11 protein-coding genes are annotated in these 15514 nt (G+C 76.0%); 8 read left to right on the top strand and 3 right to left on the bottom strand.

Going from position 1 to position 15514, the window contains the following annotated elements; all coding sequences use genetic code 11:
- The first annotated feature begins 2 nt into the window (after positions 1 to 2).
- Positions 3 to 1097, top strand: a complete 1095-nt coding sequence (locus tag ACZ5UI_RS16900) for a histidine kinase (protein WP_464188962.1) — start codon at positions 3 to 5, stop codon at positions 1095 to 1097.
- Positions 1094 to 1648 carry a universal stress protein gene (locus tag ACZ5UI_RS16895; protein ID WP_464188959.1) on the top strand — a complete coding sequence of 185 codons (555 nt, stop codon included), beginning with the start codon at positions 1094 to 1096 and terminating at the stop codon, positions 1646 to 1648. Before ACZ5UI_RS16900 ends, ACZ5UI_RS16895 begins: the two co-directional genes overlap by 4 nt.
- Before the next feature lie 4 nt (positions 1649 to 1652).
- On the opposite strand, the gene ACZ5UI_RS16890 is transcribed toward ACZ5UI_RS16895, so the two are convergent.
- Complete coding sequence (locus ACZ5UI_RS16890) at positions 1653 to 4058, bottom strand: TolB family protein (RefSeq protein WP_464188957.1); 2406 nt, start codon at positions 4056 to 4058, stop codon at positions 1653 to 1655.
- A gap of 51 nt (positions 4059 to 4109) precedes the next feature.
- Here ACZ5UI_RS16890 and ACZ5UI_RS16885 point away from each other — a divergent pair, with 51 nt between their 5' ends.
- The 6 genes from ACZ5UI_RS16885 (at position 4110) to ACZ5UI_RS16860 (ending at position 13471) form a co-directional block, all read left to right on the top strand.
- Positions 4110 to 6815 carry an AAA family ATPase gene (locus ACZ5UI_RS16885; RefSeq protein WP_464188955.1) on the top strand — a complete coding sequence of 902 codons (2706 nt, stop codon included), beginning with the start codon at positions 4110 to 4112 and terminating at the stop codon, positions 6813 to 6815.
- A gap of 39 nt (positions 6816 to 6854) precedes the next feature.
- The gene (locus ACZ5UI_RS16880; protein WP_464188953.1) at positions 6855 to 9605 is read left to right on the top strand and encodes a M14 family zinc carboxypeptidase; all 2751 of its coding nucleotides are present in this window, start codon (positions 6855 to 6857) and stop codon (positions 9603 to 9605) included.
- 93 nt (positions 9606 to 9698) lie between these two features.
- Positions 9699 to 11429: a metal ABC transporter solute-binding protein, Zn/Mn family gene (locus tag ACZ5UI_RS16875; RefSeq protein ID WP_464188951.1), complete on the top strand. Its 1731-nt coding sequence runs from the start codon at positions 9699 to 9701 to the stop codon at positions 11427 to 11429.
- On the top strand, positions 11422 to 12183 hold the full coding sequence (locus ACZ5UI_RS16870; protein WP_464188949.1) for a metal ABC transporter ATP-binding protein: 762 nt from the start codon (positions 11422 to 11424) through the stop codon (positions 12181 to 12183). Before ACZ5UI_RS16875 ends, ACZ5UI_RS16870 begins: the two co-directional genes overlap by 8 nt.
- Complete coding sequence (locus tag ACZ5UI_RS16865) at positions 12180 to 13037, top strand: metal ABC transporter permease (RefSeq protein WP_464188946.1); 858 nt, start codon at positions 12180 to 12182, stop codon at positions 13035 to 13037. The genes ACZ5UI_RS16870 and ACZ5UI_RS16865 overlap by 4 nt, the downstream gene beginning before the upstream one ends.
- The gene (locus ACZ5UI_RS16860) at positions 13034 to 13471 is read left to right on the top strand and encodes a Fur family transcriptional regulator (RefSeq protein ID WP_464188944.1); all 438 of its coding nucleotides are present in this window, start codon (positions 13034 to 13036) and stop codon (positions 13469 to 13471) included. The genes ACZ5UI_RS16865 and ACZ5UI_RS16860 overlap by 4 nt, the downstream gene beginning before the upstream one ends.
- Here the strand turns inward: ACZ5UI_RS16860 and ACZ5UI_RS16855 are convergent.
- Positions 13468 to 14373, bottom strand: a complete 906-nt coding sequence (locus ACZ5UI_RS16855; protein WP_464188942.1) for a prenyltransferase/squalene oxidase repeat-containing protein — start codon at positions 14371 to 14373, stop codon at positions 13468 to 13470. The genes ACZ5UI_RS16860 and ACZ5UI_RS16855 overlap by 4 nt on opposite strands.
- Positions 14363 to 15484, bottom strand: a complete 1122-nt coding sequence (locus tag ACZ5UI_RS16850; protein ID WP_464188940.1) for a DUF4430 domain-containing protein — start codon at positions 15482 to 15484, stop codon at positions 14363 to 14365. The genes ACZ5UI_RS16855 and ACZ5UI_RS16850 overlap by 11 nt, the downstream gene beginning before the upstream one ends.
- Positions 15485 to 15514 lie beyond the last annotated feature (30 nt).

Here is a 15514-nt window from a genome sequence, read left to right as displayed (position 1 = left end):
GCTTGCCCGGCCACCTCAAGGTCTTCCTGGGCATGGCCGCGGGGGTCGGCAAGACCGTGCGCATGCTCCAGGAGGGCCGGGCCGAGCTGGAGGCCGGCCGCGACGTCGTGGTCGGCCTGCTGGAGACCCACGGGCGCGCGGACACGCTCGCCGCCGCGGCCGGGCTGGAGGTGCTGCCCCGGCGGCGCGTCGACTACCGCGACACGACGCTGGAGGAGATGGACCTGCCCGCGCTGCTGCGGCGCGCGCCCGAGCTGTGCCTGATCGACGAGCTCGCCCACACCAACGCGCCCGGCGTCGAGCACGACAAGCGCTACGAGGACGTGCAGCAGGTGCTGGCCGCCGGGATCGACGTCCTCTCCACCGTCAACGTGCAGCACCTGGAGTCGCTCAACGACGCGGTGGCCGAGCTCAGCGGCGTGCGCGTGCGTGAGACGGTCCCCGACTCGGTGCTCAAGCGGGCCGACGAGATCGTCGTCGTGGACCTGACGCCCGAGGCGCTGCTGGAGCGCCTGCGCGCGGGCAAGGTGTACCCGGCCGAGCGCGTCGAGGCGGCGCTCAACGGCTTCTTTCGGATCGAGTCGCTCGGCGCCCTGCGCGAGACCGCGCTGCGGCAGGTGGCCGAGGAGATCGGCGCGCGGCGCATCGAGGTCGAGGGGCCGCTGGGCACCCGCGACCACGCCGTCGCCGATGCCGCGCGGGTGGCGGTGGGTGAGCGGCTGATGGCGTTGGTCCGTCCGGTGCCCAGCGCGCAGCGGCTGATCCGCCGGGCCTGGCGCTCGGCCCAGCGGCTGGGTGCCGACCTCGACGTGCTGTGGGTCGCGCCCGCCGGTCGCCGCGACGATCCCGCGCTGGCCCCCCTGCGCCAGCTGTGCTCGGTGCTGGGCGCGACGCTGCTGGTGGAGGAGGGCGACGACGTCGTCGCGGTGGCCGCGCGGGTGGCCGCCGAGCGCGGCGTCACCTACCTGCTGGTCGGCGAGTCGATGCGCCGGCGCCCCTGGCGCGCGCCGCTGCCCCAGCGGCTGATGCGCGCCGCGCCGGGGGTCGACGTGCGCATCGTCGCCGACCGCTCGCGCGGGACGGAGAGCGCCCGATGAGCCTCTGGCACGTCGTCGCGCTGGTGATCGGGCTGACCGTCGGCGCGAGCGGCGCCGTGCTGGTCGGGCGCCGGTTGTCGTGGCAGCGCCGCCGCGGCGCGGGACCGGTGCGCCGGATCCTCCTGCCCTTCTCGGGCACGGCCATCTCGCGCCGCGCGCTGGACGCCGCGCTGCGCCTGGCCCAGGCCGAGCAGGCGACGCTGATGCCCGCGTTCCTGGCCACCGTCCCGCGCACGCTGCCGCTCGACGCGCCGCTGCCGCGCCAGTGCACGAACGGCATGCCGGTGCTGGAGGCGATCGAGCAGCTGGCCGCCCATCAGGACGTCGCCGTCGACGCGCGCGTCAGCCGCGGGCGCTCGGCCCGTCACGCGCTCGAGCTGCTGCTGGCCGCCGAGCCGGTCGACCGCGTCGTCGTGCCGGCCACCAACGGCCTGGACGCCGACGACCTGATGTGGCTGCTGGACAAGGCGCCCGCCGAGGTGGTGATCCTGCGCCCGGCGCCCCAGGACGCGCTGACCGTCACCGGGGCGGCGGTCGCGGGTCACTTCTAGATCGCTAGATCGGGCGCACGCTCACGCGCGAGCGGCGCTGGCGCTCGCTGCCCACGCGGTCGGCCATGCGCATGCAGACCACGGCCTTCGTGTAGGTGATCGCGTTGACGTTCACGCGCATGCTCGAGCGGGCGGGCATCACGAACCGGCGCCGGCGCTCGCCCTCGCAGCGACGCACGGTGGCCGCGCGGGCACCATCGCCCCCGGGCTCGAGCTCGAGGCTGCCGCTGACCACGAAGCGCTCCTCGTTGCGGATCGTCGCGGTCAGCTCGCCGTGCTCCAGGCGCACGTCCTCCAGGCGCACCTGGGCGCGGTCGCCGAACGCGCCGCGGAACGAGCGGTCGCCCGCGCTCTGCGCGCCCGCCCAGGAGGGCAGGCCGACGAGGCTCAGCGCCGGTGGCATGCTGCGCACCCAGGTGCCCACCGTGCCATCCGGCGCCCACGGTGCGCGGGTCACGGTCAGGCCATCCTCGCCATCGAGCACGCGCAGCTCCAGCAGCTCGGTGCGCGAGGGCGACGGCCAGCCGGCCACCAGCGCGTTGTCGCGGTCGAGGTGGATCGGCGTCAGCGCCTCCTGGCCGATGGATCCCTCGTACGGCCGTCCCGCCAGGTAGGCGCTGTCGGCGTACAGGCCGTAGGGCACGACGTACTGCATGCGCTCGTGGCCCGCGGTGGCCCACACCTGGCCGTAGGTGCCCCAGGTGGGCACGCCGCGCGACGCGGCCAGCGTGATCCCGACGGCCAGCCCGCGGCAGAGCACGTGGTCGGTCTGCGAGTCGCAGAACTGCAGCGCGAACACGTCGCGGCTGCGCGGCCCCGAGAGCGAGCACTCCTCGCCGCCCAGCAGCACGTCGACGGTGCACAGGCGACGCACGACGAACGCGATGTCGTCGGCCTCGCTGCGCCGGAACGCGACCTGCGTGCCGTCGGGCGAGAACGCCGGGTCCTCGTCGTTGGCGGCGGGCGGCGCGGTGCCCAGGCGCCGGGCCTCGCCGCCCTCGGTGGCCACGTACACGCCGGGCCGCGCCGTGGGGCTCTCGCGGCCGACGAAGGCGATCGTGCGGCCGTCCTGCGACCACGACGGATCGCGCGCCTCGGGCGGCATGACCGCGCGGAAGCGGCGGGCGTTGGTCCCGTCCAGCGACATCGTCCAGATCTCCGTGCGCCCGGAGATGCGGCGCGTGAAGGCCACGCGCTGGGGCACGCCGTTGTCCGGGCGCGACACGTCGGGATCGCGGTCCAGACCACCGCGGTTGGTCAGCCGGCGCAGGTCGCCGCCGCCCGGGGTGAACGAGTAGATCTCGCCTTCGGCGTCCTGGTGGACGGAGGCGACGAAGATGCGCCCGTCGGGGACCGCCAGCGGCCGGAAGCTGGTGCCGGGGCGGGGCTCGGCGGGCGGGGCGCCCTCGCCGCCCGACGTCTCGCCGGCCGATCCGCCCGACGCGCCGCCGCCTCCGCCGCCCGGCACGCCGCCACCGCCACCGCCACCGCCGCCTCCGCCGCCCGGCCCCGGCACCGGGCCCGAGCCGCTCGTGCCGTAGCTCCAGGCCGGGCGGTTGGCGCCGTAGTTGGGCACCGCGGTCAGCGCGCGCGTCGGCTCGTCACCATCCCAGGCGCCGTCGGCGTCCAGCGTGGCCAGGTGGATCTGGGGCGTCCCGCCGCCGGCCACGAAGGCGATGTGGCGTCCGCTGGGCGAGAACGCGGGCTGGTAGCCCGCCACGCCGGCCGCGTCGCCGACCGGCCGAGGCGGGCCGCCGGGGGCGGACACGAAGATGCGGTTGCTGACCGTGTAGGCCAGCAGGTCCCCGCTGGGCGACCAGCTCGGCTCCGAGGAGAGCGCCGGGCCCGCGGGGAAGTCGGCCCCGACGCCGCCGGCCAGCGTGCGCACGCGCACCGCGGTGGAGGAGAAGTCGGGCTCGTACGCGGAGTAGGCCAGCTGCGTGCCGGAGGGCGACAGCTCGGGATCGGACGGGTTGACGCCGTAGGTGGGGATCACCGTGCGGTTGCCGCCGTCGGCGTCGATGCGCTCGATCGCGCCGGTCGGGCCCGCGCTGCTGGCGAACACCAGGCTGTCCCCGTCCGGCGCCCAGGACGCCTGCGACTCGTTCGTCGCCGGGGTGTCGGTCAGCTGGGTCCGCTGGCCGTTGGACGGATCCAGCAGCCACACGTCGCCGTCGTAGCTGAAGGCGATCCGGCCGTCCGGCGCCGGCGACGGGTCGTGGCTGCGCTGTGGGGCGCCGTTGACCTCCAGCCAGGCGCCGCCGGCCAGCGGCACCTCGGCCAGCACGCCGGCCGCCGTCTCGAACGACGTGAACACCACCGCGCCGTCGCCGCCGGGCACGACCGCGGCGGCGGGTGTGGCGGACAGCAGAGCGAGGGCCAGGACGGCGGTCAGGACAGGGCGGCGCATGGCGGCGACCTTGACACCGGGTCGTCTCGGTTGCGACCGTGAAGCACCGAAATGCGTAAGGGCCTCCTGGAGCGCGACGTCGAGCTGGACCTGCTCGACGCGCGCGTCGATCGCGCCGCCCGGGGCGAGGGCGCGATCCTGCTCGTGCGCGGCGCGCCCGGCATCGGCAAGACCGTGCTGCTGGACGCCGCGGCGGAGCGCTGGACCGGGCCGCTGCTGCGGGCCACGGCCAGCCCGCTGGAGCGCGACCACCCCTACAGCCTCGTGCTGGCGCTGGCCGGGTCGGCGCTCGGCGTCGACCCCGCGCTGCGCGACGTGGCCGGGCGGGCGGTGTGCGGGCTGGTCGACGGGGCGGAGGACCTGGGCGGCCTGGGACCGCCCGACGCGCGGCTGGCCGTCGAGCGCGGCCTGCGCCGGCTGTTGGTCGCGCTGGCCGGCGCGCCCGGCGGGCTGCTGATCGTGGCCGACGATGCCCATTGGGCCGACGCGGCGTCGCTGCGCGCGCTCGCGCTGGCCGCGCCCGACGTGGCCGCGGCCGGCGGCCTGCTGCTGATCGCCACCCGCCCCAGCGAGGACGCCGAGCTGGCCTGGCTGGCTCGGATCGCCATCGTCGTCGAGCCGCGGCCGCTGGGCCAGGACGCCGCCGAGGTGCTGGCCGCCGCGCTCGGCGGGCCCGCCGCCGCGGCGCTGCTGCAGCGCACGGCCGGCAACCCGCTGCTCGTCGTCTCGCTGGTCGAGCACGTGCTGCGCACCGGCGTCGCCGTCGACGACGCGCTCCCGGGCGACCTGGTCGGCGCGGTGGCCGGGCGCCTGGCCGAGCTCGACGAGCGCGCGCTGGCCGTGGCCCGGGCCGCGGCGGTGCTGGCGCCCGAGGCGTCGCTGCACCGGGTCGCCGCGCTGGCCGGGCTCGATCTGGAGGCGGTGGCCGAGGCGACCGACGAGCTCGTCGCCGCGCACGTGCTCGCGCCCAGCGTGCCCCTGCGCTTCGCCCATCCGGTGGTGGCCGACGCGACGCTGGCCGCGATGCCCGCCGCCGCGCAGGGGCTGCTGCGCCTGCGCGCCGCGCGTCTGCTGCACGACGAGGGCGTGCGCCCGGCCCTGGTCGGCGCGCACCTGCTGGCCGCGCCGGCCTGTGGCGAGGCGTGGGCCGTGCAGGCGCTGGTCGCCGCCGGGCTGGACGCGCTCGCGCACGGCGACCCGCCGACCGCCGGGCGCCTGCTGCGCCGGGCCCTGGAGGAAGGACCCGAGCCGGCGCTGCGCGAGCGCGCGGCGCTGGCGCTGGCCCGGGCCGCGGCCTTCGCCGGAGACCCCGACGCGCGCGAGCGCCTGGACGACGCGCTGGCCGGCGCGCTGCCCGCGCCGACGGCGGTCCTGCTGCTGATCGAGCACGGCGACGCCCAGGTGGCCGCCGGGCGCCCGGACGTGGCCCGCGATCTGCTGGTCGACGCCCGCACGCGCGCGGCCGACGGCGCGGTGCCCGACGAGCTGCGCGCCTACGCGGTGCTGGCCGCCGCGACCGCCGCGTGGCTGCACGGCGCGCCCCCGGGCGACCGGACCGCGGCGGCGCTGCGCCGGCCGCAGCCCGCCGCCGGCGCGGGCCCGCTGGAGCAGGCGGCCTGCGACGTGTCGGCGGCCGCGGCCGCCGCGCTGGCCGGGGCGCCCGACGCGCCGGCCGGGGCGCTGGCCCGCGACGGGCTGGGCCGCCTGACCGGGATCGCTCGCCTGGGCGGCGGCTTCCTGGCCTTCATGGCGCTCGGGGCCGGCGACACGCCCGCCGCCCTGCACGAGCTGATCGAGGACGGCACGGCCTGGGCGCGGGAGATCGGCTCCCCGCTGGGCATCGGCACCTGGCTGGCCGCGCGCGCGATCCTGGCCTGGGGCGAGGGCGACCTGGACACCACGCTGGAGCTGGGCGGGCGCGCGCTGGCGCTGGAGGCCGACGGCTGGGATCGCCACGCGCCGGCCCTGCGTGCGGCGCTCTCGGACGTGCACGCCGCACGCGGCGAGTCGGCCGCGGCGCTGGCCGTGCTGGACGGACCGCCCGAACGGTGGGCCGACCGCGTCGACGGGTTCGCGCTCCCGCTGGCCGCCGCGTGGCTGGCCGAGCCGGCGCGGGCCGTGTCGCTGGCCCGGGAGGCCGGTCGCCGGGCGGCGCGCGCGGGGGTGGTCACGCCGGCCTGGGCCGGATGGCGCGGCGTGGCGGCGCGGGCGCTCGTGGCCACCGATCCCGCGGCGGCCCACGCGCTGGTCGACGAGCAGTTGGCGCTGGCCCGGACGGTGGGCAGCCGGCGCGCCGTCGGGCAGGCGCTGGCCGCGGCCGGCGCCGTGCGCCGGGACCCCGCGCTGCTGGAGGAGGCGGTGGACCAGCTGGCCGCCTCGCCCGCGCGGCTGGAGCAGGCGCGGGCGGAGCTGACCCTCGGCGTGGTCCTCCTGCGCGCCGGACAGCGCGTGGCCGCGCGGGGCCCGCTGCACGCGGCGCTGCGCACCGCGACGATCTGCGGGGCCGACGGCCTGGTCGCCCAGGCGCACGTCGAGCTGCGCGCGGCCGGCGGGCGGCGCCGCCCCGGCGCGGCGCACGACGAGCTCACGGCGGCCGAGCTGCGCGTGGCCCGCCTGGCCGCCGCCGGCGCCGCCAACGGCGAGATCGCGGCCCAGCTGTTCGTGGGCCGGCGCACCGTCGAGATGCACCTGTCGCGCGCCTACCGCAAGCTCGGCATCCCGGGCCGCGCGCAGCTGCGCGACGCGTTGGCCGACTGAAGGGCGCAAGTTCCGCGTAGCGGCGCCGTTAGGGCGGACATGCTCCGTCACGCCGTGCTCCTCACCGCGAGTGCCGCCGCGCTCGCCGTGCCGGGAGTCGCCTCCGCGGCCCCGGCCTCGCTGCCCCCGGTGGAGCGCGCGCTGAGCGCGGCCGCCGGGCACTGCGACACCACCACCTATCAGGCGCCGATGTCCGGCTTCCTCAACACGCGCCTGGCCGGGCGCTCGGGCGACTGGGATCTGGCGCTGCGCGATGCCGCGACCAACCTGCCGCTGCGCACGTCGCGCTCGTTCGGCTCCGACGAGCTGATCCAGGGCTTCGTGGCCTCCGGTCAGAAGCTGATCGCCCAGGGCTGCCGCCGGGCCGGCGCCTCGGAGACCGCGACCGCGAGCTTCGAGATGGTCGACGTCGCGCCGCCCGCGTCGCAGACCGCCTCGCTGGTGCGGGTGCCCGCCAACCCCGCGCTGTTGGATCGCATGCAGCAGCTGGGGCTCGACGTGACCGAGCACATCCGCAACGGCAAGGCCGACGTCGTCGTCAACGGCGCCCGCCAGCTGGGCCTGCTGCGCGATCTGGGCCTGACGCCGCAGACGCGCATCGCCGACCTGGGCGCCTACTACGCGCAGTCGCGCCGCGCCGACGCCGCCTACGCGGCCAGCGTCGACGGGACGTCGTCCCTGCCCTCGGGCCGCACGAGCTACCGCGACCTGGACGACATCCAGGCCGAGCTCAAGCAGCTCGTGGCCGACCACCCCGACAAGGTGCGCCCGGTGACCATCGGCACGTCCTTCCAGGGTCGCTCGATCGACGGCGTCGAGATCGCCAACGACGTGCACGCGGCCGACGGGCGCCCGACCTTCTTCCTGATGGGCACCCATCACGCCCGCGAATGGCCGGCCGACGAGGCGAACATGGAGTTCGCCCACCTGCTGGCCGAGGACTCCAGCGCGCGGGTGACCGACATCCTGCGCAACGAGCGCGTGGTGATCGTGCCCGTGGTCAACGTCGACGGCTTCGTCTCCTCGCGCAACGCGGCGACGATCGACCCGGCCGACGCGATCCGCGACGCCAACGGCGGCGAGGAGGCCGACCCGCTGGGCACCGGCCTGCCGCTGTCGACCGTCGAGGCCGTCGTGCCGCCCGGCGGCATCCTGACCTACCGCCGCAAGAACTGCGACGGCGCGATTCCCGACCCCAACGTCCCGTGTGAGCTGCAGTGGGGCGTCGACAACAACCGCAACTACGGCAACCTGTGGGGCGGCCCGGGCGGCTCGCCGGACCCGACCTCGCAGAGCTTCCACGGTCCCGGTCCGCGCTCGGAGCCCGAGACGCAGGCCGTGTGGAACTACGCGCGCACCCACCAGGTGACGATGCTCATCTCGATGCACAACGTCGCCGCGCTGGTGCTGCGCCCGCCGGGGCTGGCCCAGCTCGGCCTGGCCCCCGACGAGAGCCGCATGAAGGAGATCGGCGACGCGATCGCCGCCGACACGGGCTACACGTCGCAGTACTCCTGGCAGCTGTACGACACCGCCGGCACGACCGAGGACGACACCTACGCGGCCACCGGCGGCTACGGGTACACGATCGAGATGGGGCCGGTCGACGGCGCCTTCCACATGCCCTATGAGACCGGCGTGGTCGACCAGTGGGACGGCACCGCGGCGGGCAACGGCAAGGGCCTGAAGGACGCCCTGCTGATCGCCGCCGAGGCCGCGGCCAACCCGTCCGACCACGCGGTCATCTCCGGCTCGGCGCCGGCCGGCAGCGTGTTGCGCCTGCACAAGGACTTCGTCACCGAGACGAGCCCCTACTGCGCGATGGGCATCGACCCGGTGATCTCGGTCACCGACCCGGTCTGCCCGACCGGCGTGCAGGACCCGCAGGCGCTGCAGGACCAGCTCGACTCGACCACCACGGTCCCCGCCGGTGGCGCGTTCAGCTGGCACATCAACCCGTCCACGCGGCCGTTCGTCGGCGGTGGCGGCGTGGTCGAGGAGCTCGACGACGAGCCCTACGACACGCAGGAGAGCGGGCCGACGTCCGACGGGCGCGTGCCGTTCACCGTGACCGACGCGGATGCCTCGGGCGCCGTCAAGGTGACGCTCACCCCGACGATCGCCGTCGAGGACTACGACCTCGAGGTCTACAAGGTGCAGGGCGGGACCGAGACGCTCGTGGGCTCCTCGGGCAACGCGCCGGGTGCCGCCACCGAGCAGGTCGTCCTGTCCAAGCCGGCCGCGGGCTCCTACGTGGCGAAGGTCGTCAACTTCACCGCGCTGACCAACCAGTGGTCGCTGTCGGTGGACCACTTCAAGACGACGCGGACCGTGACGCCGGGTCACACCGAGGCCTACACGCTGACGTGTGAGACGCCGTCCGGGACCGTCCTGGGCACCACCTCGCTGACGATCGCGCGCGGAGAGTCGCGGGCCATCGATCCGCCGTGCGGCGCGGTGGCGCCGCCGGCGGGCGGTGGTGGAGGTGGCGGTGGCGGCGGCGCGGTGACGCCTGCGGCTCCCGCTCCCGCACCCGCTCCGGCGCCGGCCGCCGAGGCGCCCGCATCGGGGGTTGCTCCGGCCGCCGCGCCCGGGCCGACGACGGCGGCGTCGAAGCCGGCGTCCACGACGGCAGCGAAGAAGAAGACGGCGGCGGCGAAGAAGGCGGCCGCGAAGAAGCGGGCGAAGGCGGTTGCCACCTGCCGGGCGAAGGCGCGCAAGGTGCCGGCGGGCGCCAAGCGCCGTGCGGCGCTGGCGCGCTGCGCGAAGCTCGCCCGCCGCACCACGTAGTCCGCCCGGGGCACGTGTGGCACGCTCGCCGCCACGACGGCGGTCAGGGTGCCACACGTCGCTCCTGGGTGAATGGTGATTAGACTCAGTCTCATGTTGGAGCCGTTCACCCTCCCGTTCATGCAGCGGGGACTCATCGAAGTGCTGCTGCTGGCCACCGCCGGAGGCCTGCTGGGGACGTGGATCGTCCTGCGTGGCCTGGCCTTCCATGCCCATGCCGTCGGGACGGCCACGTTCCCCGGGTTGGTGCTGGCCGACGGGCTCGGGTTCGCCGCGTCGCTCGGGGCGCTGGGCGCGGCTTTGCTCTTCACCGGTGGCGTGGCGGTCGCCGCGCGGCGGGGCTCTGACGAGCACGGACCCGCCACCGCGCTGGTGCTGGTCGCCTGCCTGGCCGGCGGGGTGATCCTGGCCTCCGATGTGTTCCACTCCGCGGCCAACGTCGACTCGCTGCTGTTCGGGTCGCTGCTGCTGATCGACACCGGCGACCTGGCGCTGGCCGGCGCCGCCGCCGCGCTGGCGCTGATCGCCACGCTGACGCTGGGCTCGCGCTGGCTGGCCCAGGGCTTCGACCCGGCCTCCGCGCCGGCGCTCGGGCTGCGCTCACGGATGCCCGACGCGGTCCTGCTCGTGCTCGTGGCCTTCACCGCGGTGGCCGCGCTGGCCGCGGTCGGTGCGCTGCTGGCCACCGCGCTGCTCGTCGTGCCCGCGGTCACGACGCGGCTGCTGATCGACCGGCTCGCGCTCTGGCAGGCGGCCACGGTCGTGCTGGCCGCGCTGGAGGGCGTGGCCGGGCTGCTGCTCAGCTACTGGACCGACGCACCGCCCGGCGCCACGATCGCCGTCGTCTCGGGCGTCGCGTTCGCCGCCGTCGCGCTGATCCGCGTGGCCCGCGGGCGCCGGGCGCTGGTCGCCGCCGCGGCCGTTGGCCTGATCGGCCTGGCCGGGTGCGGCGGGAGCGGCTCCAGCGGGGGCGAGGCCACGCTGAAGGTCGTGGCCACCACGCCGGTCGTGGCCGACTTCGCCCGCCAGGTCGGCGGCGACGCCGTCGACGTCACGCAGCTGCTGCAGCCCAACAGCGACCCGCACGCCTACGAGCCCCGGCCCAGCGACGTGCGCGAGACGGCCGACGCCCAGGTCGTCCTCGAGAGCGGCTTCCACCTCGACCACTGGATGGACGAGGTGATCGACCAGTCCGGCGCGGACCCCAAGGTGGTCGACCTGTCCAGCGGCCTGCCGGTGAAGCTGGCCGGCGACGAGGAGGAGAGCCCCAACGACCCGCACTGGTGGCATGACCCCGAGAACGCGATCGCCGCGGTGACCGAGATCTCCACCGCCTTCGCGCAGGCCGAGCCGGACAAGACCGCGACCTTCGACGCCAACGCGACGGCCTACATCGCCAAGCTGCAGGCCCTCGAGGAGCGGGTGCGCGCGTGCGTCGACGCGGTGCCCACCGCCCAGCGCAAGCTGGTCACCGACCATGACGCGCTCAACTACTTCGCCCAGCGCTACGGCATCGAGGTGGTCGGCGCGGTGATCCCGTCGCAGTCCACCCAGGCGCAGAGCTCCGCCGGCGAGGTCGCCGACCTGGTGCAGACGATCCGCGCCGAGGACGTCAAGGCCGTCTTCCCCGAGAGCTCGGTCAACGAGAAGCTGGCCCGCCAGATCGCGCAGCAGACCGGCGCGCAGGTGGGCCAGGAGCTGTACGCCGACACGCTCGGGCCGTCGGACTCCGATGGCGCCACCTACCTGGCCGCCGAGCAGCACAACGCCAACGCGATCGTCGAGGGCTTCACCGGCGGCGCGCAAGGATGTGGGGATGGCTGAGCTGGTTCACGCCCACGGGCTGTCCGGGGGCTACGGTGCCGCGCCCGCGATCTCGGGCCTGGACTTCACGCTGCCCGCGGGCGCGCGCGTCGGCCTGCTCGGGCCCAACGGCGGCGGCAAGACCACGCTGTTTCGCGCGCTGCTGGGCGAGCTGCCCCACCGCGCGGGCGAGCTGGACGTGCGCACGCGCTGCGGCGTCGTGCCCCAGACCGAGCGCTCGCGGCTGGACTTCCCGGTCAGCGCGCTCGACGTCGCGCTGATGGGCACGCTGTCGCGGCTGCCCTGGTGGCGACGGCCCAGCCGCGCCGACCGGCGCAGCGCGCTCGACGCGCTGAGCCGCGTCGGCCTGGGCGACCGGGCCCGGGACACGTTCGGCGAGCTCTCCGGCGGCCAGCGCCAGCGCGTGCTGATCGCCCGCGCGCTGGTCCAGGACGCCGGGCTGCTGCTGCTCGACGAGCCGTTCTCCGGCCTGGACGAGCCCAGCTCCCGCCTGCTGGAGGACCTGCTCTGCCAGCTGGCCGACGAGGGCAAGGGCCTGCTGATCTCCACCCACGAGGTCGAGCAGGCGCGCCGCTGGGACCTCGTGCTCTGCCTCAACCGCACGCAGATCGCCTTCGGCCGGCCCGACGCGGTGCTCACGCGCGACGTGCTGGAGCGCACGTACGGCGAGCAGGTCGTGGAGCTGCCCGACGGCGGGCGCGGGGTGCTGCCCGCCCACCACTGCGACCACGACCACGAGCACGACCCCGCATGATCGCCTGGCTCCTGGACCCGTTCAGCGACCCGATCGTGCGGCGCGCCGCGTTGGAGGTCGTCCTGCTCGGCCTGACCGGCGGGCTGCTCGGCTGCTGGATCGTCTTCTACGAGCTGTCCTACTCGGCCGAGTCGCTGGCCCACTCGCTGTTCCCGGGTCTGGTCGGCGCGGCGCTGCTGGGCATCCCGATCATCATCGGTGGCGCCGCCGGGCTCCTCGTGGCCGCGCTGGCCGTGGCCCTGGCCGGGCGCGTGCCGGGCGTCGGGCGCGACAACGCCACCGCGGTCGTGGTCACCACGCTGTTCGGCGCGGGCGCGCTGCTCGCGCTCTCGCGGTCCTCGCCGCCGGGCCTGGGCGAGCTGCTGTTCGGCGACGTGCTCGGCGTCAGCGACACCGACCTGATCGCCGCCGGCGTGCTGGCCCTCGCGGTGGTCGTCGCGCTGGCGCTCCTGCACGGCCGCCTGCTGGCCGTCGCCTTCGACCGCTCCAGCGCCCGCGCGCTGGGCGCCGCCCCGGGCCTGGTCGACGCGGCCCTGCTGATCCTGCTGGCCGCGGCGATCCTCGTGGCCGTGCAGGGCCTGGGCAACCTGCTCGTCGTCTCGGTGCTGGTCGGGCCGGCCGCCACCGCGCGCCTGCTCAGCGACCGGTTGGCCACGATGATGGCCTGGTCGGTCGGGCTGGCCGTCGTGGCCGGGATCGGCGGGCTGCTGGTCAGCTATCACGCCGACACCGCGGCGGGCGCGTCGATCGCGCTGGCCACCGTCGTGCTGTGGGTCGCGGCCTTCGGGGCCCGTGCGCTGCGGCGCGCGCGGCAGCGCGCCCAGGTCGCCGCACTACCCTCCACAGCGGCATGAGCGAGGAGTGGATCGAGCACGCCGAGCGCACGCTGGCCTCCGCCGGCTTCCGCAGCGGTGCCGCTCGCCGCGCGGTCATCGAGCTGCTCGGCCGCAACCCGTGCGCGATGACGGCGGCCGAGATCGAGGAGCGGCTGCGCAGCGGCGACCGTGCCGTCGGCCGCGCATCGGTGTACCGCACGCTGGAGCAGCTCGACGAGCTGCACCTGGTCTCCCGCCTGGACGTCGGCTCGGGCACCGCGCGCTACGAGGCGGCGCTGCCCTCCGGCGAGCACCACCACCACCTGGTCTGCGACACCTGCGGCAAGGTCGAGCCGTTCGAGGACCCCGAGCTGGAGTCGGCGATCGAGCGCGTGGCCGAGAAGGTCGGCTCGTTCACCGTCGGAGAGCACGACATCGTGCTCCACGGCGAGTGCGCCACCTGCGCGGCTTAGAACGCGGTCTTCGTCAGCGCCAACAGCGCCTGCGCGGTCACCCACACGGGCGTCTGCGCGCTGGTGCGCGAGTAGCGCACCGACCCGTCGGCGGCCTGCAGGCTGCGCAGGTAGCTGAGCGGATCGCGGCTGCCGCCGCGGGTCGTCCTGGCCGGGTCGGTCCCCGCGGCCACCAGGCCCTGGATCGCCCACGCCGTGGACTGCGCGTTGGAGGCCGCGCCGATGCGCAGCGGGAACCCGCCGTCGGCGCTCTGCTGGGAGCGCAGGAAGCGCAGCGCCGACCGCACGCTGGCCGACGAGCGCGACGCTCCGCCGCGCACCAGCGCCTGCAGGCCGGCGGCGGTCTCGTCGATGCCGCTGGCCGCGCCCTTCCCGGCCGCGCTGAACCCGCCGTCGCGGTTCTGCTGGCCGGTCAGCCACGCGCCGGCCCGGCGCACAGCCGTGTCGCGGGTCGAGCGGCCCGACGCGCGCAGCGCGAGCACCCCGAACGCGGTCGTGGTGACCAGGCCGTCGAACGACCCGTCGCTGCCCTGCAGCGCGGCCAGCCGCCGGGCCAGCGTGCTGGCGCCGCCCGACGCGCGCAGGGCGAGGATCGCCCGCGCCGTGCTGGAGGCGTTGTCGAGCTCGCCGCCCGCCGTGCGCGCGACCGCGGTGGCCAGCGTGTCGCCGCCCAGGTGGGCGATCTTGGCCGGGTCACGCCCGGCCGCGCCGAGCCCCATCGCGGCCCACTGCGTCCCGATCGCCGTCGTCGAGTCGCCCGGGGCGAACCCGAAGCCGCCGTCGGTGTTCTGCGCGCGCTCGAGGTAGACGACCGCGCGCTGCGTCGGCGTCGCCGCCGGCGCGACGGCCGGGGCGACGAGCGTCGCCCCGGCGATCAGCCCGATGAGGGCGCTACGCCACACGGAACCGCAGGCTCTGCACCGAGCTCTGGTTGCCCGCGGCATCCGTGGCGCGGACCTGCAGCTGGTACAGCCCCGAGGCCAGCTTGGACGGGAGCAGGTAGCTCCAGTCGGCGGTCGAGCCGACGCTGAACCAGGCGGCCTGCTTGGCGCACGAGGTCTTCGCGAAGCGCTCGGCGGTCCCGTCGAACGAGAAGCAGGCCTTGCCGCTCTGGCGGCGCAGGCGCACCTCGACGGACTTCAGCGCGCCCGTGTCGCTGACGGAGCCCTTCAGCTCGCGCGGGCCCTTGCCCTTGGCGAAGCGCTGGCGGTTGGTCAGGCTGGCGATCGTGGCGATCGGGGCCTTCGTGTCGGCCTGCGACGGGGCGTCCGGGGTCGGGGCGGTGGTGGCCGGCGTCGTCGTGGTGGCCGGCGGCGTGTCGACCGGCGCCGACGTGCTGGGCAGGACCGCGACGACCGCCACGTTCGGGCGGGGCGAGTTGACCCGGCTGCCCTGCGAGGCGACCAGCTGGATCGGGCCGCTGAGCGGCGCGGTCAGCGTGGCCTGGCCGTTGCTGTCGGTGACGGCGCTGGAGCTGCCGTCGCTGACCGTGGCGCCGACGGCGGGGCCGGAGGTGGTCGTGGTGCCGTCGCTGAGCCGCTCGATCACCGAGACGGTGTAGGGCGCACCGGCGGCGACGGCCGTCGGGGCGCTGGAGAAGTACAGCGGGTAGATCGTGCCCACGAAGCCGGGGCCGTCGACCTGCTTGTAGAACAGCAGCTCGTCGCCGGGCTGCACCGTGTAGGCGCAGATGCCGACCTGGCTGTAGCTGCCGTTGACCCAGAAGGCCCAGTAGTCGCTGGCGGCGTAGGAGTGGTCCTCCCCGAGGATCGTCGAGACGAACGCCGAGCGATCCCAGTTGCCCAGCGTCGCCTTCTCGAGCGCCTCGCCGGCGCTGTTGGGCCCGCACGAGGCGAGGCCGGGGACGCCGGAGCCCGTCGTGTTGACGGGGATCGCGCCGGCCACCGTGTCGCCTTCGATCCGCACGGTGACGGGCGTGGCGAGCGCTGGCGCGACCAGCAGCGCGAGAGCGAGGACGGTGCCGGCAACCAGCCGGGCTAGGAAGTGCTGCATTTCGGGAGCCCCTTTCCGCGAGGGCGTATG

This window comes from Conexibacter sp. JCM 18997 (genome assembly GCF_055391915.1).
The sequence above is the reverse complement of the archived record's forward strand: the minus strand, read 5'-3'. Positions and strand labels throughout refer to the sequence as shown.